This window comes from Pseudarthrobacter sp. LT1 (genome assembly GCF_035621795.1).
In the GTDB taxonomy this organism is placed as follows: Bacteria; Actinomycetota; Actinomycetes; order Actinomycetales; family Micrococcaceae; genus Arthrobacter.
Window position 1 is genome coordinate 1,786,592 of sequence record NZ_CP141830.1, and the last position, 25,102, is coordinate 1,811,693.

Annotated in this window: 23 protein-coding genes; 19 read left to right on the forward strand and 4 right to left on the reverse strand. The window is 67.1% G+C overall.

Features of this window, described 5'->3' with window-relative positions; genetic code table 11:
• Positions 1 to 6: 6 nt before the first annotated feature.
• From murG to dnaE, 12 genes are all read left to right on the forward strand, one after another.
• On the forward strand, positions 7 to 1,107 hold the full coding sequence (gene murG / locus VIK36_RS08380) for an undecaprenyldiphospho-muramoylpentapeptide beta-N-acetylglucosaminyltransferase (RefSeq protein WP_324644764.1): 1,101 nt from the start codon (positions 7 to 9) through the stop codon (positions 1,105 to 1,107).
• Positions 1,104 to 2,480 carry a UDP-N-acetylmuramate--L-alanine ligase gene (murC, locus tag VIK36_RS08385; RefSeq protein WP_324644765.1) on the forward strand — a complete coding sequence of 459 codons (1,377 nt, stop codon included), beginning with the start codon at positions 1,104 to 1,106 and terminating at the stop codon, positions 2,478 to 2,480. Before murG ends, murC begins: the two co-directional genes overlap by 4 nt.
• The gene (locus VIK36_RS08390; protein WP_255175147.1) at positions 2,473 to 3,399 is read left to right on the forward strand and encodes a cell division protein FtsQ/DivIB; all 927 of its coding nucleotides are present in this window, start codon (positions 2,473 to 2,475) and stop codon (positions 3,397 to 3,399) included. The genes murC and VIK36_RS08390 overlap by 8 nt, the downstream gene beginning before the upstream one ends.
• Before the next feature lie 185 nt (positions 3,400 to 3,584).
• Positions 3,585 to 4,838 carry a cell division protein FtsZ gene (ftsZ, locus tag VIK36_RS08395; protein ID WP_324644766.1) on the forward strand — a complete coding sequence of 418 codons (1,254 nt, stop codon included), beginning with the start codon at positions 3,585 to 3,587 and terminating at the stop codon, positions 4,836 to 4,838.
• An 8-nt stretch (positions 4,839 to 4,846) separates the two neighbouring features.
• Complete coding sequence (locus VIK36_RS08400) at positions 4,847 to 5,536, forward strand: polyphenol oxidase family protein (RefSeq protein ID WP_324644767.1); 690 nt, start codon at positions 4,847 to 4,849, stop codon at positions 5,534 to 5,536.
• On the forward strand, positions 5,529 to 6,290 hold the full coding sequence (locus VIK36_RS08405) for a YggS family pyridoxal phosphate-dependent enzyme (RefSeq protein WP_324644768.1): 762 nt from the start codon (positions 5,529 to 5,531) through the stop codon (positions 6,288 to 6,290). Before VIK36_RS08400 ends, VIK36_RS08405 begins: the two co-directional genes overlap by 8 nt.
• Before the next feature lie 90 nt (positions 6,291 to 6,380).
• Positions 6,381 to 6,911: a cell division protein SepF gene (locus VIK36_RS08410; protein WP_175318304.1), complete on the forward strand. Its 531-nt coding sequence runs from the start codon at positions 6,381 to 6,383 to the stop codon at positions 6,909 to 6,911.
• A 135-nt stretch (positions 6,912 to 7,046) separates the two neighbouring features.
• The gene (locus VIK36_RS08415) at positions 7,047 to 7,334 is read left to right on the forward strand and encodes a YggT family protein (RefSeq protein ID WP_043453045.1); all 288 of its coding nucleotides are present in this window, start codon (positions 7,047 to 7,049) and stop codon (positions 7,332 to 7,334) included.
• Between the two features lie 177 nt (positions 7,335 to 7,511).
• Positions 7,512 to 8,198, forward strand: coding sequence for a DivIVA domain-containing protein (locus VIK36_RS08420; protein WP_255175152.1), 687 nt, complete (start codon positions 7,512 to 7,514; stop codon positions 8,196 to 8,198).
• A gap of 93 nt (positions 8,199 to 8,291) precedes the next feature.
• Positions 8,292 to 8,864 (forward strand): signal peptidase II, encoded by a 573-nt coding sequence (lspA, locus tag VIK36_RS08425; protein ID WP_324644769.1) that lies wholly within the window; start codon positions 8,292 to 8,294, stop codon positions 8,862 to 8,864.
• The gene (locus VIK36_RS08430) at positions 8,857 to 9,783 is read left to right on the forward strand and encodes an RluA family pseudouridine synthase (RefSeq protein ID WP_324644770.1); all 927 of its coding nucleotides are present in this window, start codon (positions 8,857 to 8,859) and stop codon (positions 9,781 to 9,783) included. The genes lspA and VIK36_RS08430 overlap by 8 nt, the downstream gene beginning before the upstream one ends.
• A gap of 49 nt (positions 9,784 to 9,832) precedes the next feature.
• Positions 9,833 to 13,393 (forward strand): DNA polymerase III subunit alpha, encoded by a 3,561-nt coding sequence (gene dnaE / locus VIK36_RS08435; RefSeq protein ID WP_324644771.1) that lies wholly within the window; start codon positions 9,833 to 9,835, stop codon positions 13,391 to 13,393.
• Between the two features lie 74 nt (positions 13,394 to 13,467).
• Here the strand turns inward: dnaE and VIK36_RS08440 are convergent, their stop codons facing one another.
• Positions 13,468 to 13,968 (reverse strand): flavin reductase family protein, encoded by a 501-nt coding sequence (locus VIK36_RS08440; RefSeq protein WP_255175155.1) that lies wholly within the window; start codon positions 13,966 to 13,968, stop codon positions 13,468 to 13,470.
• 127 nt (positions 13,969 to 14,095) lie between these two features.
• Here VIK36_RS08440 and VIK36_RS08445 point away from each other — a divergent pair, with 127 nt between their 5' ends.
• From VIK36_RS08445 to nrdR, 3 genes are all read left to right on the forward strand, one after another.
• Positions 14,096 to 14,629 (forward strand): hypothetical protein, encoded by a 534-nt coding sequence (locus VIK36_RS08445; RefSeq protein WP_324644772.1) that lies wholly within the window; start codon positions 14,096 to 14,098, stop codon positions 14,627 to 14,629.
• A 4-nt stretch (positions 14,630 to 14,633) separates the two neighbouring features.
• Positions 14,634 to 16,007: a histidinol dehydrogenase gene (gene hisD / locus VIK36_RS08450; protein ID WP_324644773.1), complete on the forward strand. Its 1,374-nt coding sequence runs from the start codon at positions 14,634 to 14,636 to the stop codon at positions 16,005 to 16,007.
• Positions 16,008 to 16,144: 137 nt separating this feature from the next.
• Positions 16,145 to 16,639, forward strand: a complete 495-nt coding sequence (nrdR, locus tag VIK36_RS08455) for a transcriptional regulator NrdR (RefSeq protein ID WP_224025681.1) — start codon at positions 16,145 to 16,147, stop codon at positions 16,637 to 16,639.
• A 53-nt stretch (positions 16,640 to 16,692) separates the two neighbouring features.
• Here the strand turns inward: nrdR and ppgK are convergent, their stop codons facing one another.
• On the reverse strand, positions 16,693 to 17,496 hold the full coding sequence (gene ppgK / locus VIK36_RS08460) for a polyphosphate--glucose phosphotransferase (RefSeq protein ID WP_255175158.1): 804 nt from the start codon (positions 17,494 to 17,496) through the stop codon (positions 16,693 to 16,695).
• A gap of 109 nt (positions 17,497 to 17,605) precedes the next feature.
• Positions 17,606 to 18,484 (reverse strand): type I methionyl aminopeptidase, encoded by an 879-nt coding sequence (gene map / locus VIK36_RS08465; protein ID WP_324644774.1) that lies wholly within the window; start codon positions 18,482 to 18,484, stop codon positions 17,606 to 17,608.
• 120 nt (positions 18,485 to 18,604) lie between these two features.
• On the opposite strand from map, the gene VIK36_RS08470 reads away from it, so the two are divergent.
• Positions 18,605 to 18,769 (forward strand): SPOR domain-containing protein, encoded by a 165-nt coding sequence (locus VIK36_RS08470; RefSeq protein WP_255175160.1) that lies wholly within the window; start codon positions 18,605 to 18,607, stop codon positions 18,767 to 18,769.
• Between the two features lie 15 nt (positions 18,770 to 18,784).
• On the opposite strand, the gene panB is transcribed toward VIK36_RS08470, so the two are convergent.
• Entirely contained in the window at positions 18,785 to 19,672 is an 888-nt protein-coding gene (gene panB / locus VIK36_RS08475) for a 3-methyl-2-oxobutanoate hydroxymethyltransferase (protein ID WP_324644775.1), read from the reverse strand.
• A gap of 277 nt (positions 19,673 to 19,949) precedes the next feature.
• Here panB and glnA point away from each other — a divergent pair, with 277 nt between their 5' ends.
• The 3 genes from glnA to VIK36_RS08490 are packed head-to-tail and all read left to right on the forward strand — an operon-like array spanning position 19,950 to position 24,837.
• Positions 19,950 to 21,290 (forward strand): type I glutamate--ammonia ligase, encoded by a 1,341-nt coding sequence (glnA, locus tag VIK36_RS08480; RefSeq protein ID WP_141160830.1) that lies wholly within the window; start codon positions 19,950 to 19,952, stop codon positions 21,288 to 21,290.
• 9 nt (positions 21,291 to 21,299) lie between these two features.
• Positions 21,300 to 24,311: a bifunctional [glutamine synthetase] adenylyltransferase/[glutamine synthetase]-adenylyl-L-tyrosine phosphorylase gene (locus VIK36_RS08485; protein WP_324644776.1), complete on the forward strand. Its 3,012-nt coding sequence runs from the start codon at positions 21,300 to 21,302 to the stop codon at positions 24,309 to 24,311.
• On the forward strand, positions 24,301 to 24,837 hold the full coding sequence (locus VIK36_RS08490; protein WP_324644777.1) for a GNAT family N-acetyltransferase: 537 nt from the start codon (positions 24,301 to 24,303) through the stop codon (positions 24,835 to 24,837). The genes VIK36_RS08485 and VIK36_RS08490 overlap by 11 nt, the downstream gene beginning before the upstream one ends.
• The last annotated feature ends 265 nt before the right edge of the window (positions 24,838 to 25,102 follow it).

Below are 25,102 nucleotides of genomic sequence, written 5' to 3' on the forward strand. Positions count from 1 at the left end.
CCCCAGATGACTCCGACACAACCTTCCATCGTCCTGGCCGGTGGCGGAACAGCCGGCCATATCAGCCCGTTGCTCGCCATCGCGGCGGCCCTGCGCAGCGAAGCCCCCGATGCTTCAATCCTGGCGGTCGGAACGCCGTCGGGAATGGAAACCCGGCTGGTTCCCGCCGCCGGCGTCCAGCTGGCGACGATCGACCGGGTGCCGTTTCCCCGCAGGCCATCCGCGGACCTGCTTCGCCTGCCGGCCCGGCTCGCCGGTGCCGTCCGGCAGGCCGGCGCCATCCTGGACCGGGCGCAGGCCGACGTGCTGGTGGGCGTAGGCGGATACGTCTGCACGCCCATGTACCTGGCGGCGCGGAAGCGCGGCATACCCCTGGTGATCCATGAGGCGAACGCCCGGCCGGGACTGGCCAACCGGGTGGGGGCCTTCCTCAAAGGCCGGGTTGCCGTGGCTTTCGAGGGCACCCCGCTGCGCAATGCGGTGCACGTCGGCATGCCCATGCGCAAGGAGATTTCCGGCCTGGACCGGAAGACTGCCCGCACCGCCGCCCGCGAGGCCCTTGGACTGGATCCCCACCGGCCCACCCTGATCGTCACCGGCGGGTCCTCCGGCGCACAGAGCATCAACCGGACCATCGCAGCCTCCGTGGCCCTTCTTGCGGAGGCCGGTATCCAGACCCTCCACGTCACCGGCCGCGGAAAAACCGTCCTGGACCAGACCGGACAGCCCCTTGCCGCGAAGGGTTACCGGCAGGTGGAGTACGTCGACGGCATGGAACGTGCCTACGCCGCGGCCGACCTCCTGGTGGCCCGGTCCGGGGCTGCCACGGTCTGTGAAGTCGCTGCCGTCGGAGTTCCGGCGGTCCTGGTGCCCCTGCCCATCGGCAACGGGGAGCAGGCACTGAACGCAGCGGGGCTGGTTGCCGCAGGTGGCGCAGTACTGGTGGCCGACCGCGACTTCACCCCGGAATGGGTTGCGCACGAACTGGTTCCGCTGATCACCGATAAAGCACGGCTTGCCGCCATGGAAGCGAAGTCCTACCGGCTCGGCATCCGAAACGCCGACCAGCGCATGGCTGGTCTTGTCCTGGAAGCGGTATCTGCATGAACGCCCACAACACCCCCAGCCTGGAATCCCTTGGCAAGGTGCACTTCATCGGCATTGGGGGAGTAGGAATGTCCGCCGTGGCCCGCATCATGGTGGCGCGCGGCGTCCCGGTCAGCGGCTCCGACGCCAAGGACCTGCCCGTGATGGCGGACCTCGCCGCGGCCGGTGCGCGCATCGCCGTCGGTTACGCCGCCGGCAACCTGGCGGACGCGCAGACCGTGGTGGCCGGCTCGGCAATCCGTGAAGACAATCCCGAACTGGCGGCAGCCCGCAAGGCGGGCCTGCCCGTCCTGCACCGGTCCCAGGCGCTGGCAGCCACCATGGGTGGTGACACCGTGGTCACGGTGGCCGGAACGCACGGCAAGTCGACCACCACGTCCATGGTCACCGTGCTGCTGCAGGCAGCGGGCCTGGACCCGTCGTTTGCGGTCGGCGCCAACATCCCCGCGCTTGGCGTCAACGCCGCGCACGGCACGTCCGGCATTTTCGTGGCCGAGGCCGACGAATCTGACGGGTCCTTCCTGAACTACCGGCCCCGCATCGCCGTCGTCACCAACGTGGAGCCCGACCACCTTGACTACTACGGCACGCCCGAAGCCGTGTACGAGTCCTTCGACCGCTTCACGGCGCTGCTGCCGGTGGACGGCCTCCTGGTGGCCTGCGCGGACGACGCCGGGGCGCTGGCGCTGGCGGACCGCACCAGGGCCAGGGGCAACACCCGGGTGGTCCTGTACGGCACCAGCGAGGTTGCGGACGTCCGGCTGCACGACGACGGCCCGGGCCACGTCGCGGTGTCGGCACACGGCGCCAGGTACGGGCTGTCACTGCAGGTCCCCGGACGCCACAACGCACTGAACGCGGCCGCCGCCTTCGCTGTCGCCCTTGAACTCGGAGTGGACCCGGCGGCTGCCGCCGCCGGCCTGGCCCACTTCGCCGGCGCCTCGCGACGTTTCGAACTGAAAGGGTCGGTACGGGGCGTCCGGGTCTTTGATGACTACGCCCACCACCCCACGGAGGTCCGTGCCGCCCTCACCGCCGCGCGTTCGGTGGCAGGCGGCCACATGGTCCACGTCCTGTTCCAGCCGCACCTGTTTTCCCGCACCCGGGAGTTTGCGGCCCAGTTCGCAGACGCCCTCAACCTTGCCGATACCGCCCTGGTCCTGGACATCTATCCCGCCAGGGAGGATCCCATTCCGGGCGTCACCAGCCAGCTCATTGCCGACCACCTCACAGCGGGCGGAAGGCTGGCAGGCGGGGCGGACGCCGTCGAAACCCTGGCAAAGGCCGCCGCGGACGGGGACGTCGTCCTCACCGTCGGCGCCGGTGATGTCACGGCCTACGGCCCGCGGATTGTGGAGGCGCTGCGTGCCTAGCTCCCGCCGTCCCACCTACGCCCCGCCCCGGCGGAATGGCCGCCCCGGCGCAGCGCCCGCGGACAGCGCGGAGAAAGAGCCCCGATCATCCGGGACGCCGGGCGCCTCCACGGGTGGCGATGTAATCACAGCATCCCGCAGCATCCCGGACCAGGCGCCGGCGCTCAAGGCGGCGAAGGCGGAGAAACCTTCCGGGGCAACGGTGCTGGCGTTCCCCGAGCCCAAAGGCCGGCGCCGCAGGAAGAAAGTCCTGGCAGCTGCCGGAACAGTGCTTGCGCTGGTGGTGGGGCTGCTGGCAGCCGCCATCTATTCGCCGGTCCTGGCCCTGCAGACCATCTCGGTTACGGGCACCCACTTCGTCACGCCCGCCCAGGTGCAGACGGTGCTGGAGCCACTCCGCGGCAAGCCGCTGCCCCAGATCAGCGACGACGACGTACGCGGGCTCCTCGGCTCCCTGGTCCAGGTCAAATCCGTGTCCGTCGAGGCACGGCCGCCGTCCACCCTCGCCGTTGCCGTGCATGAGCGGGTGCCTGTGGCGCTCGTCAAGCAGGGGGAGCAGTACCAGCTGGTGGACGTCGACGGCGTGCAGCTGGCCACCACCGACGATCCGGCGACGGCATCACTGCCGGTCATCGACGGCGGTGCCGGTGCGATCGGGCAGGACCTGTTCCGCGCCACTGCCGCAGTGCTGGGTGCCCTGCCGGCCGACGTCCTGGCGAAGCTCTCCAACGCGTCCGCACAGTCCGTGGATGCCGTGGAACTCAAGCTCGTCGACGGCCAGACCATCGTGTGGGGCAACGCCTCGGAGAAGGAACTCAAGGCCAAGGTCCTGGCCGCCCTCCTCAAGGCTCCGGCCGACCCCAAGAACCCGGTCAGGGTCTACGATGTCAGTGTGCCCCGGCACCCCGTGACGCGCTGAGCGCTTTCTTTCCCCGGTATTAATCCGACACGCGGACCCGGTTATTGAATGTCGGAACCAGAGGAAATACCGTCACAGACAAGAGTTACTTGACATAACTCTAACCTTCAACCGGAGGGTTAGGGTTGAGGGTTTCAAGCTCACCATCAGTTTTCGCAATAAGACACGAACAAGGGACACGTAACGTGGCAGCTCCGCAGAATTACTTGGCCGTCATCAAAGTCGTCGGCATCGGCGGCGGTGGCGTGAACGCAGTCAACCGCATGATCGAGGTCGGCCTCAGGGGTGTTGAATTCATCGCCATCAACACCGACGCCCAGGCCCTGCTCATGAGCGACGCCGACGTGAAGCTCGACGTCGGGCGCGAGCTGACCCGTGGCCTCGGTGCAGGCGCCAACCCCGAGGTAGGCAAGCAGGCCGCCGAGGACCACGCGGACGAGATCGAGGAAGTCCTCCGTGGCGCCGACATGGTCTTCGTCACCGCCGGTGAGGGCGGCGGCACGGGCACCGGCGGCGCACCCGTCGTCGCCCGGATCGCACGTTCGCTCGGCGCCCTGACCATTGGCGTGGTCACCCGTCCCTTCACCTTCGAAGGCCGCCGCCGCGCCGGTTCGGCCGAGGCAGGCATCGACGCCCTGCGCGACGAGGTGGATACCCTCATCGTGATCCCCAACGACCGCCTGCTGTCCATCAGCGACCGCAACGTGTCCGTCCTTGACGCGTTCCGCTCCGCCGACCAGGTCCTGCTGTCCGGTGTTCAGGGCATCACCGACCTCATCACCACCCCCGGCCTGATCAACCTCGACTTCGCGGACGTCAAGTCAGTTATGCAGGGTGCCGGCTCGGCCCTCATGGGCATTGGCTCGGCCCGCGGTGAAGACCGCGCCGTCAAGGCGGCCGAACTGGCCATCGCCTCGCCGCTGCTGGAAGCATCAATCGACGGCGCCCACGGCGTGCTGCTGTCCATCCAGGGTGGCTCCGACCTGGGCCTGTTTGAAATCAACGAGGCCGCCCGCCTGGTCCAGGAAGTGGCCCACCCCGAGGCGAACATCATTTTCGGTGCCGTCATCGACGACGCCCTTGGTGATGAAGCACGCGTCACCGTGATTGCCGCAGGCTTTGACGACGTCAAGGCCACCTCGCCCTCCATGGACCAGTCCCAGCCGCAGGCCGCGCCCCAGCGGCCGGCCGCCCCTGCTGCTGCTCCGGCTTCGGCGCACCCGCAAAGCGGAAGCCACCAGGGGAACGGGAATCACCAGCAGAACGTCCAGCCGATCCACGCAGGCGTCGGCGCTGCGGGACTCAGCAACTGGGGTCAGCAGCGCCCGCAGGCCGTTCCGGCGGACTCCGGCTTCGACGTCGACCTGCCGTCCGTGGTGGAGCCGGACATGACCGGCACCCACCCGGATGACCTGGATGTTCCCGACTTCCTGAAGTAGGCAGCGGCTTGTTCCATTGGCGCGCCGACATCCTCCCCGGGGTGTCGGCCGCATTCACCGATGCGGGGGCGGGAAACCTCGCCCTGCACGTGGGGGACGATCCCGCCGCGGTCCAGGAGCGCCGGTCGCGCCTGGAAGAGTCCATCGCCGCGGCGCCCGGCTCGCTGCGCTTCATGAACCAGGTCCACGGCAACACCGTGGCGATCATGGAGGCCGGGTCACCTGCCCCTGAGGCCGATGCCATGGTGTCCCGTGGTCTGCCCCTGGCGGTCATGGTGGCGGACTGCATTCCGGTGCTGCTGGCGGGGGAGTCCGCACACGGGCCCGTCCTTGCCGCCGTGCATGCCGGGCGCCCCGGCATCGCAAGCGGTGTCCTCCCGTCCGCCGTGGACAGCATGAAGTCCCTTGGCGCGTCCGGGATCCGTGCCTGGCTGGGCCCATCGATCTGCGGGGCCTGCTACGAGGTCCCCGCAGCCCTGCGCGACGAGGTGTCGGCCCTGGTTCCGGAAACGCGGAGCACCACCACCTGGGGAACGCCGGCGCTGGACCTGCCCGCCGGCGCACGCGCCCAGCTTGCGGCTTCCGGCGTCGGGGTGGAGTACGCCGGCGCGTGCACTCTGGAGACGGAAACGCTCTATTCGTACCGCCGTGACCGGAACACGGGCCGCTTCGCCGGCCTGGTCTGGTGCCATGGCTGAGCGGCCGGCCAACGGGCAGGGGAATGATCCCCGCAGCGCGGAACTCGCCGAAAGGCTCGCCGTGGTGCGAAAGCGGATCGCCGCTGCGGCCGGCGCCGCCGGCCGCAGTGACCGTCCGCCCTCGCTGATCGTGGTCACCAAGTTCCACCCGGCAGAGGACATCCGGCGCCTGGCCGCCCTCGGGATCACTGACGTCGGCGAGAACCGGGACCAGGAGGCTGCCGCCAAGGCGCTGGAACTCGCCGATCTGGACCTGAACTGGCACTTTGTTGGCCAGCTGCAGACAAAGAAGGCCAAATCCGTGGCGCGCTACGCGGCCGCCGTCCACTCGGTGGACCGGCCGCAGCTTGTGGATGCGCTGGCAAAGGCTGTGCGGAACGAGATGGACTCCAACGGCCGGTCCCCGCTGGACTGCTTCATCCAGGTCAGCCTTGAGGAAAGAGAACACGACGGCGACGACGGCACGCACCGCGGCGGGGCAGCCCCCGCCGACGTGCCCCTCCTGGCAGAGCGGATCTCCGCGGCTGACAGCCTGAACCTGGCCGGTGTCATGGCAGTTGCGCCGCTGGGAGCACCGCCTGAACCGGCGTTCGAAAAGCTCGCCGGGGTTTCCGCCCGGCTGGTGGCAGCGTACCCAGCTGCCTCCGGTATCTCCGCAGGCATGAGCCAGGACCTGGAGGCCGCCATCAGGTTCGGGGCGACACACCTGCGAATCGGTTCCGATATTCTCGGTTCCCGTCCTGCCGTGGGGTAGCGTCGGACCTATTGGAAGTGATGGGCGGGGGACTCCAGTGCTGTCAAATCATTGGGCGGCCCGCTTACGGGACACGATTAGGAGTCGACCATGGCCGGCGCTCTGCGCAAGACAATGATCTATCTTGGGCTCGCCGACGGCGATGAGCATTACGAGTCCGAGCAACAGACCACACATAAGGATGAGGACGAACCGATGGAAGTTGACCGCGAGGAACGCCGTGCTCCGGCGCCGGTCCGCGAAGTCAGCCGCGAGGCGTCCTACGCCCCTGAAGAGGAATACCGCGCCCCTGTGACCCCCATTAAGCGTGCGGCCTCGAGCCGCGAAGAGAACACCGGTCTGCGCCAGATCACCACCATCCACCCCCGCTCCTACAACGATGCCAAGCTCATCGGCGAGAGCTTCCGGGACGGCATCCCGGTGATCATGAACGTCACGGACATGGGCGAGGCCGATGCCAAGCGCCTGGTGGACTTCTCGGCAGGGCTCGTCTTTGGCCTGCGGGGAAGCATTGAACGGGTCACCAACAAGGTGTTCCTGCTCTCACCGTCCTACGTCGAAGTGATCGGTGACGACAAGAAGGCCAGCGACACGCAGGCCAGCTTCTTCAACCAGAGCTAAGCGCCATCGGCTGCGCGGAGATGCCAGGCAGGGACACCTGCCTGGCATCTGTGCTGAAATAGACAAGACAACAGCAGTACGGCAGCGGCCGCCACAATGGACGGGCCGCACGAATATGGAGATATGAAATAAGTCATGGGAATTGTTTTCGGACTTCTCTATCTCGCCCTGCTGCTGTTCTTTGTGGCCCTCATCATCCGCCTGGTCTTCGACTGGGTACAGATGTTTGCGCGGGAATGGCGGCCGCGGGGTGCGGCCCTGGTGGTGGCACACGCCGTCTACTCCATCACGGACCCCCCATTAAAGGGGCTGCGGCGGCTGATTCCGCCACTCCGCCTCGGCGGCGTCTCCCTGGACCTGGGCTTCCTGATCCTGTTCATCGGCGTCAGTATCGCGATGAGCGTCACCAGGGGACTGGCCTGATTTTTCCCCGCCGGACCCCGCAATGCAGTGTGTTCCTTCCCGGAACGGCTACTGTAAAGCGAAGAAACCTCCCGTTTGACACCGCAGTGTTGAATTAGAGTAAGCAGACCAAATTTAGGTACCTTAGTTTTGACGGCCGGAAGGCCTACTGACTAACCAGACCAGTGAGGTGACCAGATGGCTTTGACGCCAGAAGACGTTGTCAACAAGCGCTTTCAGCCCACCAAGTTCCGCGAGGGCTATGACCAGGACGAGGTTGACGACTTCCTGGACGAAATCGTCGTTGAACTCCGCCGCCTGAACCAGGAAAACGACGAGCTCCGCAAGAAGCTCGCCGAAGCAGGTTCCAGCGTTCCGGCAAGCTCCGCTGCCGCCCCCGTGGTGGAAAAGGTCCCCGCGCCGGTCAAGGCCGACAAGGACGAAGCCCGCGAGAAGGCAGAAGCCGACGCGAAGGCTGCCGAAGCCAGCAAGAAGAAGGACGTCCAGCCGGCCGCTCCGGCCGCCGCCGCTCCCGTTGCACAGGCTCCCGCCGCTACTGCTTCCGCCGAGTCCGCTGCTGGCCTGCTGGCCATGGCACAGCAGATGCACGACCGCCACGTCGCCGACGGCCAGGCCCAGAAGGACAAGATCATCGCCGAGGCGCAGATCGAAGCCAGCAGCCTCGTCAACGATGCCCAGGAAAAGTCCCGCAAGATCCTCGGCGCCCTGGAGCAGCAGCGCTCCGTCCTGGAACGCAAGGTAGAGCAGCTCCGCGGCTTCGAACGCGACTACCGCTCACGCCTGAAGGCCTACATCGAGGGCCAGCTCCGCGACCTGGATGCCCGCGGCTCCGTCGCGACGCCGGAAGTCAGCGAAGCCAACTAAGCCTGGCAGCACGTATTCTGAAAGCCGGTGGCTGAGGATTCCTCGGCCACCGGCTTTTGGCATTGACACCCAGTTCCACGAATTGAAAGCACCATGACTGACGAACTTGCCGCCGACGCGGCACGCCCTGTCCCATCCTCGCCGCGCCCCCGCCGGGCGGTGCTGCTGTCCCTTTTCGCGGGGTTCGCGGTCTTCGCCTACGTCCTGGACCAGCTGACCAAGCTGTGGGTCACCTCCACCATGGTGGAAGGCGAACGGATCCCGGTGCTGCCGCCCCTGCTCCACTGGTACTTCATCCGGAACTCCGGCGCCGCGTTCTCCATCGGCGAGAACGTCACTTGGGTGTTTTCCATCATCATGGCCGGCGTGGCCGTCGCCATCCTTTTCCAAATCCGCCGGCTGGGCTCCGCCTGGTGGTCCCTTGCCCTGGGCCTGCTGCTCGGCGGGGCGCTGGGGAACCTCACGGACCGGCTCTTCCGTGAACCGTCCTTCGGCATGGGACACGTGGTGGACTTCATCCAGTTTCCCAATTTCGCCATTTTCAACATCGCGGACTCCGCGGTGGTGTCCGCCGTCGCCATCATCTGCATCCTGACCATCCGCGGGATCGCCCTGGACGGTACACGGCTGGGGAGCGCACACAAGGACAAGCCGGGCCATGACTGACCGCATTGTCGTCGCCGAAGAATACGCCGGGGCGCGGGCGGACGCCGGCCTGGCTGGCCTCCTGGGGGTGTCCCGTTCCGTCGCCGCATCCCTTCTCGCGGACGGCCACGTCCTCAACCGGGGCAAGGCCCTGGGCAAGTCGGCAAAACTTGTGGCCGGGGACACCCTCGAGGTCACCGTCCCGGAACGGCGGGACCCGCTTGAAGTCGTGGAGGAAGTTGTGGAAGGCCTGAACATCCTGCTCGACGACGATGATTTCGTCGTCGTCGACAAACCCGTCGGCGTGGCCGCCCATCCCTCACCGGGCTGGGTGGGGCCCACTGTGGTGGGCGGCCTTGCCGCTGCCGGCTACCGGATCTCCACTTCAGGCGCCCCCGAACGGGCAGGCATCGTCCATCGGCTCGACGTCGGTACCTCCGGCGTGATGGTGGTGGCCAAATCCGAGCGCGCCTACACCGCCCTTAAGCGCGCCTTCAAGGAGCGCACGGTGGACAAGGTCTACCACGCGGTGGTGCAGGGCCTTCCGGACCCCCTGACGGGAACCATCGATGCCCCCATCGGCCGCCACCCCGGGCACGACTGGCGTTTCGCCGTCATCGAGGACGGGCGGCCCTCCGTAACCCACTACGAGGTGTTGGAGGCGTTCGGCAAGGCCAGCCTGGTGGAAGTCCACCTTGAGACCGGCCGCACGCACCAGATCCGGGTGCATTTCTCCGCGCTCCGCCACCCCTGCGCAGGTGACCTCACCTACGGCGCCGATCCCCGCCTGGCCGCCACCCTGGGGCTCACGCGGCAGTGGCTGCACGCCCGCCAACTGGCCTTTGACCACCCTGTGACGGGGGAGCGCGTGACGGTCACCAGCGAGTACCCGCAGGACCTTTCCTACGCCCTGGAAGTGCTGGAGTCGGGCCAGGCCTGACACGGCCGGCCTGGCAGGACTGTCCGGGGGCAGCGCTTAGAATAGTGCGGTGAGTTCCAGCAATGATTCGTTTGTCCACCTGCACACCCACACCGAATATTCCATGCTGGATGGAGCTGCCCGCCTGGGGGAGCTGTTCGATGAGACCGAGCGCCTGGGCATGCCGGCCCTCGCCACCACGGACCACGGCTACTTGTTCGGAGCGTTCGACTTCTGGCGCAAAGCCACGGACAAGGGCATCAAGCCGATCATCGGTGTCGAAGCGTATGTGACGCCCGGTACTGCCCGGACGGACAAGGAACGCGTGCGCTGGGGCGATGAATCCCAGCGCAAGGACGACGTCTCCGGCGGTGGGTCCTACACCCACATGACCCTCCTGAGCTACAACAACGTGGGCATGCGGAACCTCTTCCGGGCCTCCTCCATCGCCTCCCTTGACTCTGTCTTCGGCAAGTGGCCCCGGCTGGACCGGGAACTGCTCAACACGTACTCAGAGGGACTCATCGCCACCACGGGCTGCCCCTCCGGCGAGGTCCAGACCCGGCTCCGGCTCGGCCAGTACCGCGAAGCACTCGAGGCCGCAGCCGAGTTCCGGGACATCTTCGGTGCGGAGAACTATTTCTGCGAACTGATGGACCACGGGCTGGACATCGAGCGGCGGGTCACCGGCGACCTGCTGAGGCTGGCCAAGGACCTGAACCTGCCGCTGGTGGCCACCAACGACCTCCACTACACGCACGAGCACGACGCCAAGGCGCACGAGGCCCTGCTGGCCATCCAGTCCGGCTCCACGCTGCTGGAACCCACCTATGACAACGGCGGCTCCCGGTTCGCGTTCTCCGGCAGCGGTTACTACCTGAAGTCCCCGCAGGAAATGCGGGAGCTCTTCCGCGACCACCCGGAGGCGTGCGACAACACCCTGCTCATCGCCGAACGCTGTGAAGTGTCCTTCAACACCGACGCCAACTTCATGCCGCGGTTCCCCTGCCCGCCCGGCGAGGACGAGACCTCCTGGCTGGTCAAGGAAGTGGACAAGGGCCTGCAGTACCGCTATCCCGGCGGCATCCCGGACGAGGTCCGCAAGCAGGCCGACTACGAGCTCGGCGTCATCACCTCCATGGGTTTCCCCGGCTACTTCCTGGTGGTTGCCGACTTCATCAACTGGGCCAAGAACAACGGCATCCGGGTGGGCCCCGGGCGTGGTTCGGGTGCAGGCTCCATGGTGGCCTACGCCATGCGCATCACCGACCTCGACCCCCTGCGTCACGGGCTGATCTTCGAACGGTTCCTCAACCCGGACCGCGTCTCCATGCCCGACTTCGACGTCGACTTCGATGACCGGCGCCGCTCCGAGGTCATCGACTACGTCACCCGCAAGTACGGTGACGAGCGCGTCGCGATGATCGTCACCTACGGCACCATCAAGACCAAGCAGGCACTCAAGGACTCCTCCCGCGTCCTGGGCTACCCGTTCAGCATGGGCGAGACGCTGACCAAGGCCCTGCCGCCGGCCGTGATGGCCAAGGACATTCCCCTGGCGGACATCCAGAATCCGGAGTCCAAGCGCTACAGCGAGGCAGGGGACTTCCGGCAGCTGATCGCCACCGATCCCGAAGCCGCCAAGGTCTTCGAAACGGCCCTGGGCATCGAAGGCCTGAAGCGCCAGTGGGGCGTGCACGCCGCCGGCGTCATCATGTCCTCGGACCCCATCATCGACGTCATCCCCATCATGCGCCGCTTCCAGGACGGCCAGGTGATCACCCAGTTCGACTACCCGACGTCCGAGGGCCTTGGCCTGATCAAGATGGACTTCCTGGGCCTGCGGAACCTGACGATCATTTCCGATGCCCTCGAGAACATCAAGATGAACCGCGGCATCGACCTGGACCTGGAAAACCTTGAGCTGGACGATGCCCCGTCCTACGAGCTCCTGGCCCGCGGCGACACCCTGGGCGTGTTCCAGCTCGACGGCGGTCCCATGCGGTCGCTGCTCAAGCTCATGAAGCCTGACAACTTCGAAGACATCTCCGCCGTTCTGGCGCTCTACCGTCCGGGCCCCATGGGCGCCAACGCCCACACCGACTATGCCCTGCGCAAAAACGGGATCCAGGAGGTCATCCCCATCCACCCGGAGCTGGAGGAGCCCCTCAAGGAGATCCTCGGCGGGACCTATGGCCTGATCGTGTACCAGGAGCAGGTCATGGCCGTGGCGCAGAAGCTCGCCGGCTACTCGCTGGGACAGGCCGACATCCTCCGCCGCGCGATGGGCAAGAAGAAGAAATCCGAGCTGGACAAGCAGTTTGCCGGCTTCTCCCAGGGCATGCAGGACAACGGCTACTCCATGGAGGCCGTCAAGACCCTCTGGGACATCCTGCTGCCCTTCTCCGACTACGCCTTCAACAAAGCCCACTCGGCCGCCTATGGCGTGATCTCCTACTGGACCGCGTACCTCAAGGCCCATTATGCGCCGGAGTACATGGCGGCGCTGCTGACATCGGTGGGCGATGACAAGGACAAGTCGGCCATCTACCTCAACGAGTGCCGGCGCATGGGCATCACCGTGCTTCCGCCGGACGTCAATGAGTCCGCCCTGAACTTCACCCCGGTGGGCAACGACATCCGCTTCGGCATGGGCGCCATCCGCAACGTGGGCGTCAACGCCGTGGAAGCCATGGTGGCAGCCCGCGAAAGCGAGGGCGCGTTCACCTCCTTCAAGGACTACCTGATGAAGGTCCCGGCCGTGGTCTGCAACAAGCGGACCATCGAGTCCCTGATCAAATCCGGCGCCTTCGACTCGCTGGGCCACCACCGCCGCGCCCTGGCGATGATCCATGAAGAGGCCATCGACTCCGTCATCACCCTCAAGCGCAACGAGGCCATCGGCCAGTTCGACCTCTTCGCCGGCTTCGAAGACGCCGGGGCGGAATCGTCCTCCCTGAGCATCGAGATCCCGGACCTGCCCGAGTGGGAAAAGAAGGACAAGCTCTCCTTCGAACGGGACATGCTGGGCCTGTACGTCTCGGACCATCCGCTGCAGGGCCTGGAGGGCCTCCTGGCCCAGCATGCAGAGATGAGCATTACCTCCATCATCGGCGAGGACGGGCCACAGGACGGAGCGATCATCACCATCGCCGGCATGATCACGTCACTGAGCCGCCGCATCGCGAAAGCCAGCGGCAATGCCTATGCCCGGGCCGAGGTGGAGGACCTGGGCGGCTCGATCGAGGTCATGTTCTTCGGGCAGGTATATGGGCCGATCGCCTCCGTGCTGGCCGAGGACCTGATCGTGGTGGTCAAGGGCCGGCTGCAGAAGCGCGACGACGGCGCCATCACGCTGAACTGCATGGAGCTGTCCGTTCCGGACCTGAGCGAAGGGCTGAACGGGCCCCTGGTCATCACCATGCCCACCCACAAGGCCACCGAGGCCGTGGTCACGGAACTCGGCGACGTCCTGCGCACCCACCGGGGCAACTCGGAGGTGCGGCTGCACCTGCAGGGCGACACCCGGACCGAAATCATGGGCCTGCCCGTCCACCTGCGGGTGAACCCCAGCCCGTCGCTGTTCGGCGACCTGAAGGTCCTGCTGGGCCCGGCCTGCCTCGACGCTTGACAAACAGGCGGCCGACGGCGGGAATCACCTCCCGCCGTCGGCCGCCTGTTTTGTGCCGCGCCGGTCCGTGGGCGTCAGATCTCGTAATCCAGCGGCACCGGCTGCCCGTAGGCGCCGCCGTGGTACAGCAACGGCGATCCTTCGCCGCCCACCTGGCCGTCCACCACCTGGACAACCACCACGGCGTTGTTCTCGAAGGAGAGCCGCATCTGGATCTCGCCGATCAGCCAGCCGGCAACATCCTTGAGGATGGGCACCCCGTGCGGACCGATTTCCCAGTGGTTGCCTTCGAAGCGGTTGCCGGGGCGGGCAAAGCGGGCCGCCAGCTCCTGGTTCTCCAGGCCCAGCATGTGCACCCCCAGGTACTGGGTGTTGGCCACCGCGGGCCAGGACCTGGAGCTGCGCGCCATGTTGAACGTGAAGCGCGGCGGTTTCGCTGACAGGGACGCCACGGAGGTTGCCGTGAAGCCGTAGGGCTCATCCTGGTAGTTCACGGTGATGATGGCGACGCCCGCGGCATGGCGGCGGAACATCTCCTTGAACGTCTGCTCGAACGGCTCGCTGTTGTCGGTCACCGGAACTCCTGAACTAAGTGGCGTAACTCTTTCCCCAAGCGTATTGGCCCACGGTCACGGCGGGAAAACAGGCGCGGGCAGCACCGCCGCGGATGGCCTTGCAGGAACCTTTGTTAAGGTGTGTTGCATGACGAACTTCGCCCGCCCCGCCAGGCGGCTGCTGCCATGGTCCCTGCTGCTGGTCCCGGCGGCCGCGGGCATTCCGGCGGGAATCCTCTGGTGGGTACTTGCACCGGGCGGATTAAACCTGATCACCCGCGACCCAGCCCTGGGGGCCGGCAACGTGCCCCTGGTCTGGCTGCCGCGCGATCTCACGCTCGCAGGCATCCTGGTGCTCGCCGGCTGCCTGCTGGCCGTATTCCTGGCGGACGGCAAGCGCCCGGACCCGCAGGCGGCACTGCTCACCGGCCTGGCCGGGGCGTTCGCAGGCAGCGCCGTGGCATGGGGGACAGGTGTCCTCGCGGGACGGCTGTGGGGTCCGGCCGTCGACACGTCGGCAAACGCCAGCATCGCCTTCTCCCTGCGGGCGTGGCCGGTCCTGCTGCTCTGGCCCGCCGCCACGGCCGTGTCGGTCTTCATCCTGGAACTGGTGGGCGCCACGGGCAGAAAGACTGATCCCGCCGGCGCGGAAACAGCGGGCATGCACAGCCCCGTAAAATAGAGCGGTGACCACATCCCCGGAGTTTCCCGCCCCCGTGACAGCCGCCGTCGACTTCCGCACCATTGACCTTCGGGGCCGCCACCTCAGTCTCCCGGCACTGCGCGCCGCGGTGCCCCGCGCCAAGGGACAGACCGTGGCGGACGCCGAGGAAAAGGTCCTGCAGATCATTTCCGCCGTCCGGGAGCGCGGCTTCGCGGCGCTGGCCGAGCTGGCCGAACGGTTCGACGGCGTGGCGCAGGAGCACCCGCTGGTCCCCGGGGAGGCAATCGCCGCAGCGCTGGACCAGCTGGATCCCGCCGTCCGGGCTGCCCTGGAGGAATCCATCAGCCGGGCACGGAAGTTCGCGGACGGCCAGCGCCCCCGCAATGTCGACGTCGAACTGGGCGACGGCGCAGTGGTCAGCCAGAACTGGGTTCCGGTGGCCCGCGTGGGGCTGTACGTTCCCGGCGGCCTTGCCGTGTACCCGTCATCGGTAATCATGAACGTCGTACCCGCACTGGCGGCGGGCGTGGAGTCCATCGCCCTGGCCTCGCCGCCCCAGAAGGAGTTCGGCGGCCTGCCGCACCCCACCATCCTGGCGGCAGCGGCGCTGCTGGGCATCACTGAGGTCTACGCCATCGGCGGGGCCCAGGCCATTGCCGCCTTCGCCTACGGCGTCGAAGCAACGGAGGCAGGCCCGGCCCTGGAGCCCGTGGACGTGGTCACCGGCCCCGGCAACATCTTCGTGGCCACGGCCAAACGCCTGGTCAAGGGCGTCGTCGGCATTGATTCCGAGGCCGGAACCACCGAGATCGCTATCCTGGCGGACGACTCCGCCCAGCCCGCGCTGGTTGCCGCCGACCTGCTCAGCCAGGCGGAGCACGATCCGAAAGCAGCCTCGGTCCTCATTACCGATTCCGAGGACCTGGCCGCCGCCGTGCGCGCTGAACTGGCACTGCAGGCCGCCGCCACCAAGCACTCGGCCAGGGTGCAGGAGGCGCTGTCCGGTCCCCAGTCCGGCGTCGTGCTGGTGGACGGCCTCGAGCAGGGAATCGCTGCCTGTGACGCCTACGCAGCGGAGCACCTGGAAATCATGACCCGGGACGCTGCCGCCGTGGCCGCACGCATCCGGAACGCGGGCGCGATCTTCGTGGGCGACTACAGCCCCGTCAGCCTTGGCGACTACTGCGCCGGCTCCAACCACGTGCTGCCCACCAGCGGTACGGCAGCTTTTTCCTCCGGGCTGAACGTGACCACTTTCCTGCGCGCCATCCAGGTGGTCAACTACAGCCGGGAAGCCCTGGCCGAGGTCAGCGGGCACATCGTGAGCCTGTCCCGGGCCGAGGATCTTCCGGCCCACGGGGACGCGGTGACGGCCCGGTTCCCGGGCGATCGGTGATACCACTACATGTAGTAATTACAGGATTGTTATTACCCCACATCTGCCCGTAAACTGGGTACGCCACGGCATCGCCCCCCGGCGGTGCCGGTGGCGTCCAACGCCGTTGCACACCACAAGCGAAAAGGGGGAACGCCATGTACTGCCCGTTCTGCCGCAACCCTGATTCCCGCGTGGTGGACAGCCGGATGGCTGACGACGGCTCGGCCATCCGAAGGCGCCGGCAATGCCCTGAATGCGGCCGCCGGTTCACCACGGTGGAAACCACCAGCCTGTCCGTGATCAAGCGGTCCGGCGTGGGCGAGCCCTTCAGCCGCAGCAAGGTGATCAACGGCGTGCGCAAGGCGTGCCAGGGGCGCCCCGTGAGCGAGGATGACCTCGCCATGCTGGCCCAGGAAGTCGAAGAGCAAATCCGTGCATCGGGCGCCGCTGAAATCGATGCGCACGAGGTTGGCCTGGTGATCCTCGGGCCGCTGCAGAAACTCGACGAGGTAGCGTACCTTCGCTTCGCCAGCGTGTACCAGGCCTTTGAGTCCCTCGAGGACTTCGAGACTGCCATTGCCCTGCTCCGCCACGAGGCCGGGGAAGGCGCCAAGGGCGCAGCCAAGAGCTCCGAGAAGAGCCCCCTCTAAAACTCCGGTGGCGGCAGCGGAGGGGAAGCCGCAGCCGCCACCGGCACCACTCCCTACTTGGCCAGGTTGTGCTGGAGCGCGATTTCCAGCGCCGCACCCACAATGCCTGCCTCGTTGCGGAGCACCGCCGGGACAATCGGGGTGCGGAGCCTGAGGTTGGGAAGGTACTCGTCGGCGCGCTTTGAAATCCCGCCCCCCACGATGAACAGTTCCGGCGAGAACAGGAACTCCACGTGCGAGAAGTAGCGCTGCAGGAGAACGCTGTACTCGTCCCAGGACAGCCCGTCCCGTTCGCGGGCAACAGCGGACGCCTTGGATTCGGCGTCGTGGCCGTCAATTTCAAGGTGCCCCAGCTCTGCGTTGGGGACCAGCTTTCCGTCGAAGATGAAGGCCGACCCGATGCCGGTGCCCAGGGTGATCACCAGGACCGTGCCGGAGACACCCGCGCCGGCACCGAAACGTGCTTCTGCCAGGCCTGCGGCGTCCGCATCATTGATGACTTCCACCGGCCGGCCGAGCCGGGCCGTGAGGAGGGCGTCGATGTCCGTGTCCAGCCAGCTCTTGTCCACATTGGCTGCGGAGTGGACCACGCCGTGCTGGATGATGCCGGGAAAGGTCACGCCCACGGGGGAGCCGGCTTCCGGAGCCTCGGGGCGTGCCGAGAGTTCGGCCACCACCAGGGCCACGGCCTCGGCTACGGCCTCAGGGGTGGCGGGCTGCGGGGTGGGCACCCGGAAGCGTTCTCCGAGGAGCTTGCCCTTTTTCAGGTCGACAATGCCGCCCTTGATGCCCGTACCACCGATGTCGATGCCGATCAGCGGTGCGTTCTTGTGCGACTTCTCGTCCTTCTTGGCCAATGGGATTCCGTTCTTGACAGGGGCGGGCAGGAAAAGGGGCAGCTTTGGGGGCGGCCCGTAACAGGTGTCCGGTCTGCACCGGCAGCATGCCCAGGGGGCATGGGCCGGGCTACGGCAGGGTAAGGATTTCGGCGCCGGTCTCGGTGACCAGCAGGGTGTGCTCGAATTGGGCGGTGCGCTTCCGGTCCCGTGTGACCACGGTCCAGTCATCGCTCCACATGTCCCACTCCACGGTGCCCAGCGTGAGCATCGGTTCGATGGTGAACACCATTCCCGTTTCGATCACGGTGTTGTAGGCAGGGGCGGCATCGTAGTGCGGGATGATGAGCCCGGTGTGGAAGGCCTCTCCGACGCCATGGCCGGTGAAGTCGCGGACCACGCCGTAGCCAAAGCGCTTGGCATAGGACTGGATGGCCCTGCCGATGACGTTGATTTCACGCCCCGGCGCCACAGCCTTGATGGCCCGGTTCAGCGACTCCTGCGTACGCTCCACCAGGAGCCGGGATTCCTCGTCCACGTCCCCCACCAGGAACGTGTAGTTGGTGTCTCCGTGGACGCCGTTGAGGTAGGCCGTGATGTCGATGTTCAGGATGTCGCCGTCCTGGACCACGGTGCTGTCCGGGATGCCGTGGCAGATGACCTCGTTCAAGGAGGAGCACAGCGACTTGGGGAATCCGCGGTAACCGAGCGTGGACGGGTAGGCGTTGTGGTCCAGCAGGAATTCGTGGCCCACTTTGTCCAGTTCGTCGGTGGTGACACCCGGCTGGATGTGCTTGCCCACTTCCACGATGGCCTGCGCCGCGATTTTCCCGGCAATCCGGATCTTCTCAATGGTCTCCGCAGACTTGACTTCGGAGCCGGTGAATTTTGCGGGTGCCGGCTTGCCGACGTATTCCGGACGGGGGATGGACGCCGGGACGGGACGCTGCGGACTCAGGGTACCCGGGGTGAGGGTGCCAATGGGTGCAGTCGAGGCAAGGGAAGGCATAGATTGATCATATAAGGCACCACAGAACGCCTAACAACCGACAAGCTGGGGAGGGCGCGCGTAAGTGTTTGTGTTACGTGGATCACCCTGGTTTTCCTGTCGCCGGAACGAGGAGCAACGATGACTGAGTACTGGTTCAACATCAACACCCACGAAGTGGAAGAGGACCGACTGTCGGACTGGAGCCAGCTCATTGGGCCCTACAAGACCCGCGAAGAAGCGGAGCATGCCATCGAGAAGGTCCGGGCGCGCAACGAGGCCTGGGAAAAAGGCGACGACGACTGACGGGCTGCTTCCTGCCTAGAACGAGTGTTCCGGGCCGGGGAACGTGCCGGACCGGACGTCGTCCCCGTAGGCGGTGGCGGCGTCGTGCAGTGTGCTGCGCAAGTCCGCGTACTGCTTGACGAATTTTGCCATCCGGCCACCGCGAAGCCCGGCCATGTCCTGCCAGACAAGGACCTGGCCCGTGGTGGCGTTCCCCGCCCCGATGCCCACCGTGGGGACGGCCACGGCGGCGTCAACCGCCGCAGCAGTCTCCGCCGGCACCATTTCCATCAGCACGCAAAACGCCCCGGCCTCTTCAAGGGCTCGGGCGTCCTCGATCAGCCGTTGGGCGTCGTCGCCGCGGCCCTGCACGCGGTAGCCGCCCAGGGCGTGTTCGCTCTGGGGCGTGAAGCCGATGTGGGCCATCACCGGGATGCCTGCCTGCACCATCGCGCGGACCGTGGGGGCGTAGTACTTCCCGCCCTCGATCTTTACCGCGTGGGCCAGCCCTTCCTTCAGGAACCTGACTCCGGCGGCGACGGCCTGCTCCGCACTGACCTCGTAGCTGCCGAACGGAAGGTCAGCCACCACCAGGGCACGCTTGGCGGACCTGGCCACCGCCCGGCAGAGGGGGAGCAGTTCGTCAACGGTCACCGGGAGGCTGGTCTCATTGCCAAAGACGTTGTTGGACGCCGAGTCGCCGACCAGGAGCACCTCGATGCCGGCAGCATCGAAAATCTCGGCCGTGTACTGCTCGTACGCCGTGAGCATGGCGAATTTGCTGCCGTCACGCTTGGCCTGCTGCAGGTGGTGGATGCGGACCTTGGCGGGCTTCCGTTCGGCAGGAACCGGCACGCCGGGGCCGTTGCCGTACGGGGCGGGTGCTTCTGCGGACGCGCTGGAGTCGGAGCTGTTGGAGGCCATGGGATGAGCGTAGTGCGGTACCGGCCGTCCTAGCTACCGCGGGTATCCCGGCAAAAAGGTGATAAGCGCCATAGCTTCGGGCCGGAGCGGGCTGCCAGGTATCGCTGGAAACCGCGCCTGGGGGCATGTTTTGGGGACCGCCAGGTTAATGCTGTGTTACGCACGGCGCAGGCTCAAGCATCGGCGCCGAATGATTAGTACAGTGATGATGAACTGCTGCCGGCTTTCCCCTTTGCGCGGACCCCGGAGCAAGACGTTGACCGGAGAAGAGGCCATCATGGACCGCCAGCAAGAGTTTGTCCTGCGCACAATCGAAGAGCGCGACGTACGTTTCGTGCGCCTGTGGTTCACCGACGTCGTGGGTTCGCTGAAGTCCGTGGCGCTGGCACCGGCGGAGGTTGAGGGCGCATTTGAGGAAGGCCTGGGGTTCGACGGTTCCTCCATCGAAGGCCTGGCCCGCGTTTTCGAATCCGACATGCTGGCCCAGCCGGATCCCGCCACCTTCCAGATCCTGCCGTGGCGCGGCGAGACGGAGCAGACGTCCAGGATGTTCTGCGACATCCTGACCCCCGACGGCGAGCCCTCCGCTGCCGATCCGCGCAACGTGCTCAAGCGGACCCTTGCCAAGGCCGCGGACATGGGCTTCACCTGCTACACCCACCCCGAGATCGAGTTCTACCTGCTTAAGTCGCACGAGCCGGGTCCGAACGGTGCTCCTGTTCCGGTGGACGAGGGCGGCTACTTTGACCATGTCCCCGGCGGCGTGGCCCAGGATTTCCGGCGCACCGCCGTGACCATGCTGGAATCGGTCGGCATTTCCGTGGAATTCAGCCACCACGAGGCAGGCCCGGGCCAGAACGAGATCGATCTCCGCTACGCGGACGCCCTGCAGACGGCGGACAACATCATGACGTTCCGCACCGTTATCAAGGAAGTGGCGCTGCAGCAGGGCACCTACGCCACGTTCATGCCCAAGCCGTTCACCGACCACCCCGGGTCCGGCATGCACACGCACTTCTCCCTGTTCGAGGGCGACAGCAACGCGTTCTTCGAAGCAGGGGCAGAGTTCCAGCTGTCCAAGACCGCCCGGCAGTTCATCGCCGGCATCCTCAAGCACGCCCCGGAATTCACGGCCGTCACCAACCAGTTCGTCAACTCCTACAAGCGCCTGTGGGGCGGCGGCGAGGCACCCAGCTACCTCAGCTGGGGCCACAACAACCGCTCAGCGCTGGTCCGCGTGCCCCTGTACAAGCCCGGCAAGGGCCAGTCCGCCCGGATCGAGTACCGCGGCATCGACTCCGCCGCGAACCCGTACCTTGCCTACGCCGTGCTGCTCGGCGCGGGCCTGAAGGGCATCGAAGAGGGCTACGACCTTCCGGCCGCGGCAGAGGACGATGTCTGGTCACTGAGCTCCGCGGAACGCCGCGCCATGGGCCATGACCCGCTCCCGGCCAGCCTGCACGATGCCATCCGTTCCATGGAGGACTCGGAGCTGATGCCGCAGATCCTGGGCGAACAGGTCTACGAGCACTTCCTGCGCAACAAGCGGGCCGAATGGCAGGACTACCGGCTTCAGGTGACGCCCTACGAGCTGCAGCGCAACCTCGGCATCCTCTAGGTGCCCGGCGTGAGCCTGGCACGCCGCCTGATCGCGGCCGGATTCAGCGACCTGGAGAAGGGCGAACGGTTCCTTGCCGCGCGCGAACTTGAGGGGCTGGACCAGGACAGGCTCTTTGCCGGGCTGCAGCTGGCGGCGAGCCCGGACACTGCCCTGCAGTCCCTGGTCCGGCTGATTGAAAAGCACCCGCAGCTGCGGGACCTGGCGGCCGCTGACGCGGAGGACAGCGAGCCCATGTACCGGGTCCTGGGCGCTTCCGAGGCCCTGGGGGAGTTCCTCATCAGGCACCCGGAGCATTTGGAGGCCTTCCGGGTCCGGGCCAGTCCCGAGCCGCTGCCCGCCGACCCGGGCAGGCTGCGCACCACCCTCCTGCAGGCCGTGGGTGCCGACCCCCGCGCCGCACGTCCCGTGGCCGCCTCCACCGGCGCGGACGCCTACGCTGCCCTGCGCACGGCCTACCGGCGCGGACTGGTGGACCTCGCCGTCAAGGACCTCTGCGCCGCGGACCCGCTGGACTTCCTGCCATCGGTGGGCGGTGAACTTGCGGACCTGGCCGCAGCCGCCATTGAGGCTGCCCTCGCCGTCTCCCGCGCTGAAGCGGCGGAGCAGCACAGCGCAGCCGACGTCGCCGACGTCGGCCTGGCAGTCATCGGCATGGGCAAATGCGGAGCCCGGGAACTGAACTACATCTCCGACGTCGACGTCATCTACGTCGTGGACGCCGGCAGCCTGGAGGATGCCCAGGCCAACACCATCGGCACGGCGCTGGCAAGCGGCATCTCCCGGGCGATCTCCTCGGTTGCGAGGGAGCCCGGACTGTGGGAGGTGGATGCGAACCTGAGGCCCGAGGGCAAGTCGGGGCCGCTGGTCCGCACCCTCGCCTCCCACGAGACGTACTACGCCAGGTGGGCCGAAAGCTGGGAATTCCAGGCGCTGCTCAAGGCCCGTGCCATTGCGGGCGACGCCGCGCTTGGCCGGGCGTACGAGGAAGCCGTGGCGCCGCTGATCTGGAGCTCGGCCGGGCGGGAGGGCTTCGTGGAGTCCGTCCAGGCGATGCGGCGCCGGGTCACGGAGAACATTCCGGCGGCCGAGGAGCAGCGCCAGATCAAGCTGGGCCGCGGCGGACTGCGCGACGTTGAATTCACCGTCCAGCTGCTCCAGCTGGTGCATGGCAAGGCGGATGAGACATTACGACGGCGGGACACCACCTCTGCGATCGCTGCCCTTTCAGCGGGCGGTTACATTGGCCGTTCCGACGCGGCGGCCTTTGACAATGCCTACCGCTACCTGCGGCTCCTGGAGCACCGGATCCAGCTGTTCCAGCTGCGCCGGACCCACCTTATGCCGGTGGCGGAGCCGGCACTGCGCTCTTTGGCCAAAGCCGTCCTGGGGCCGTTCTCCAACGAACGGCCCAGCCCGGACTCCCTGCTGTCCGCGTGGCAACGGACCAAGCGCTCGGTCCGTGAACTGCACGAGCGTATCTTCTACCGGCCGCTGCTGAACACGGCAGCCAAACTCAGCAGCGAGGACGCCAGGCTGACCCCGGAAGCGGCGCAGGGACGGCTTGCGGCGCTCGGATACCGGGACCCGCAGGGGGCGATGCGCCACATTGAGGCGCTGACGGCCGGAGTGAGCCGCCGGGCCGCCCTGCAGCGCCAGCTCCTGCCCATCCTGCTCGACTGGCTCGCCGAGGGCGTGGACCCGGACGCCGGCCTTCTGGCCTTCCGCCGCGTCAGCGAGGCACTGGGCACCACACACTGGTACCTTGGCCTGCTCCGCGACTCCAACGCCGCCGCCGAACGCCTGTGCCACATGCTGTCCAACTCACGGCTGATCGCGGACCTGCTGGAGGTCTCGCCGGAGTCGGTGGCATGGCTGGGACAGGACAAGGACCTGGTTCCCGTGGGCTTTGAAGCCCAGTGGCAGGAGATCACGGCAAAGATGTCCCGGCACGAGGACCCGGAGAGTGCCATGCGCCTGATCCGGCTGATCCGGCGGCGGGAAATCCTGCGCATCGCCATCGCAGATTCCGCCGGCGTCCTGGACCAGGAACAGGTGGGCAGGGCCCTGGCAGACACGGACCGCGCCGCCGTCCTGGGCGCGCTGCGGGTGGCGGAAGGAATAGTCTCAGCCGGCGGCCCGCTCAAAACCACGGTGCTGGTGGTGGCCATGGGCCGGCAGGGCGGCCGGGAGATCGGCTACGGCTCCGACGCCGACGTCATGTACGTCCACCGGGCGCTGCCCGGCTTTACCGAGGCGGAGGCGCAGGAACAGGCCGCCCGCATCGTGGCCAAGGTGTCCAGCCTCCTCACCCAGCCGCTGAAGCCGGCCATCATGGCCGAACGGGTCCTCCAGATGGACGCCGATCTCCGTCCCGAGGGCAAGAACGGGGCCATGGTGCGCTCCCTGGACTCCTTCGCGGAGTATTACCGCCGCTGGTCCCTGATCTGGGAAGCACAGGCACTGTTGCGGGCACGGCCCATGGCCGGCGATGATGCCCTGGCCGCTGATTTCCTCAAGCTGATCGATCCCATCCGCTACCCGGAAACCGTGGCGGAGCAGGACGTACGGGAGATCAGGCGCATCAAGGCCAGGGTGGAATCGGAGCGGCTGCCGCGCGGCGCCGACCCTGCACGGCACCTCAAACTCGGCCGCGGCGGCCTCAGTGACGTCGAGTGGCTGGTGCAGCTGCTGCAGCTCCAGCACGCCGGGAAACACCCGGAACTCCGGACCACGTCCACCCTGGAAGCCCTCACCGCAGCAGCCGAACTTGGACTGCTGGATGCTGCTGACGCCGGTTTGCTGGCTGAGGCCTGGCGGTTGGCCAGCCGCATCCGGTCCGCCAATGTCATCTGGAACGGCAAGGCCTCCGATCTCCTGCCGTCCTCCCGCCGCGACCTCGAGGCCGTGGCGCGCTGGTGCGGCTACGAGCCGGGACACGCCGCCGCGCTGGAGGAAGACTATCTGCGGGTGAGCCGCCGCGCCCGCGCCGTCTTTGAACGTGTCTTCTATGGACACTGACTGGGTCTGGCTTATCCCGCTACGGGACCTGGACGCGGATGCCCGCGCCATCCAGTTGGGCGCCATCGCGGACATGTCGCTCCTGGCAGGCCAGGAACGGTTTGTGGGTGACCCCCTCCGCATGGCGCTGGCAGGCCTGGCCGAAGAATCACGGCACCCCTACGTCGTGGAGGCAGGCGGGAACGCAGCCGGTGTCCTGACCCTCCAGGCGGGGGCCGCCGGTCTTGCCGGGTGGCCCGACGACAGCTCAGCCTGGCTGCTGCGGGGCTTCCTCATCGACAGCCGGCACCAGGGCAGGGGGCTGGGCACGCTGGCGACCGCTGCCGCTGTGGAGGCTGCCCGCAAGCTCACCGCCCGGCACCAAAGCGGCGAGTCCGGCGTCGTACTTTCCGTCAATGAGGACAACCATGCGGGCCTCTCCGCGTACCGCCGCGCCGGATTTGTCGACGCAGGGCCGTACCTGGGCGGTTCCGCGGGGCCGCAGCGGACCATGTTCCACAGCTTCGCTGCCGCCGCACCGGCGTAACGCGCCGGACCGGCATTGCGCTTAGCAAGCGTTTGCCCGATTATGTGGTTGGCGGTGTTCTCCAACCTTGTTGGGGGGAAGGCTGGACAGTCTTCGTCTCGGGGGGCATTCGTCAGGGGGTCCGGCTCCCGGTCTCAGCACGTCTGGAGACGGGCCCCCACCTTACGGCGGTCTCCGTCCGCGGCCTTGACGGCCGGGACAACGCAAAAGGCGGCCACCGGATGAACCGGTGGCCGCCTTTGCTGTTTCAGCGCTCCTGCAGGGC

What these genes read in the sequence shown, in the direction of transcription:
- VIK36_RS08410 (WP_175318304.1), top strand. Translation starts at nt 6,381, where the DNA reads ATGGCCGGCGCTCTGCGCAAGACAATGATCTATCTTGGGCTCGCCGAC.
- glnA (WP_141160830.1), top strand. Translation starts at nt 19,950, where the DNA reads ATGGACCGCCAGCAAGAGTTTGTCCTGCGCACAATCGAAGAGCGCGAC.
- VIK36_RS08470 (WP_255175160.1), top strand. Translation starts at nt 18,605, where the DNA reads ATGACTGAGTACTGGTTCAACATCAACACCCACGAAGTGGAAGAGGAC.
- VIK36_RS08430 (WP_324644770.1), top strand. Translation starts at nt 8,857, where the DNA reads ATGACTGACCGCATTGTCGTCGCCGAAGAATACGCCGGGGCGCGGGCG.
- nrdR (WP_224025681.1), top strand. Translation starts at nt 16,145, where the DNA reads ATGTACTGCCCGTTCTGCCGCAACCCTGATTCCCGCGTGGTGGACAGC.
- VIK36_RS08420 (WP_255175152.1), top strand. Translation starts at nt 7,512, where the DNA reads ATGGCTTTGACGCCAGAAGACGTTGTCAACAAGCGCTTTCAGCCCACC.
- panB (WP_324644775.1), bottom strand. Translation starts at nt 19,672, where the DNA reads ATGGCCTCCAACAGCTCCGACTCCAGCGCGTCCGCAGAAGCACCCGCC.
- map (WP_324644774.1), bottom strand. Translation starts at nt 18,484, where the DNA reads ATGCCTTCCCTTGCCTCGACTGCACCCATTGGCACCCTCACCCCGGGT.
- murG (WP_324644764.1), top strand. Translation starts at nt 7, where the DNA reads ATGACTCCGACACAACCTTCCATCGTCCTGGCCGGTGGCGGAACAGCC.
- VIK36_RS08405 (WP_324644768.1), top strand. Translation starts at nt 5,529, where the DNA reads ATGGCTGAGCGGCCGGCCAACGGGCAGGGGAATGATCCCCGCAGCGCG.
- VIK36_RS08415 (WP_043453045.1), top strand. Translation starts at nt 7,047, where the DNA reads ATGGGAATTGTTTTCGGACTTCTCTATCTCGCCCTGCTGCTGTTCTTT.
- lspA (WP_324644769.1), top strand. Translation starts at nt 8,292, where the DNA reads ATGACTGACGAACTTGCCGCCGACGCGGCACGCCCTGTCCCATCCTCG.
- VIK36_RS08445 (WP_324644772.1), top strand. Translation starts at nt 14,096, where the DNA reads ATGACGAACTTCGCCCGCCCCGCCAGGCGGCTGCTGCCATGGTCCCTG.
- VIK36_RS08490 (WP_324644777.1), top strand. Translation starts at nt 24,301, where the DNA reads ATGGACACTGACTGGGTCTGGCTTATCCCGCTACGGGACCTGGACGCG.
- murC (WP_324644765.1), top strand. Translation starts at nt 1,104, where the DNA reads ATGAACGCCCACAACACCCCCAGCCTGGAATCCCTTGGCAAGGTGCAC.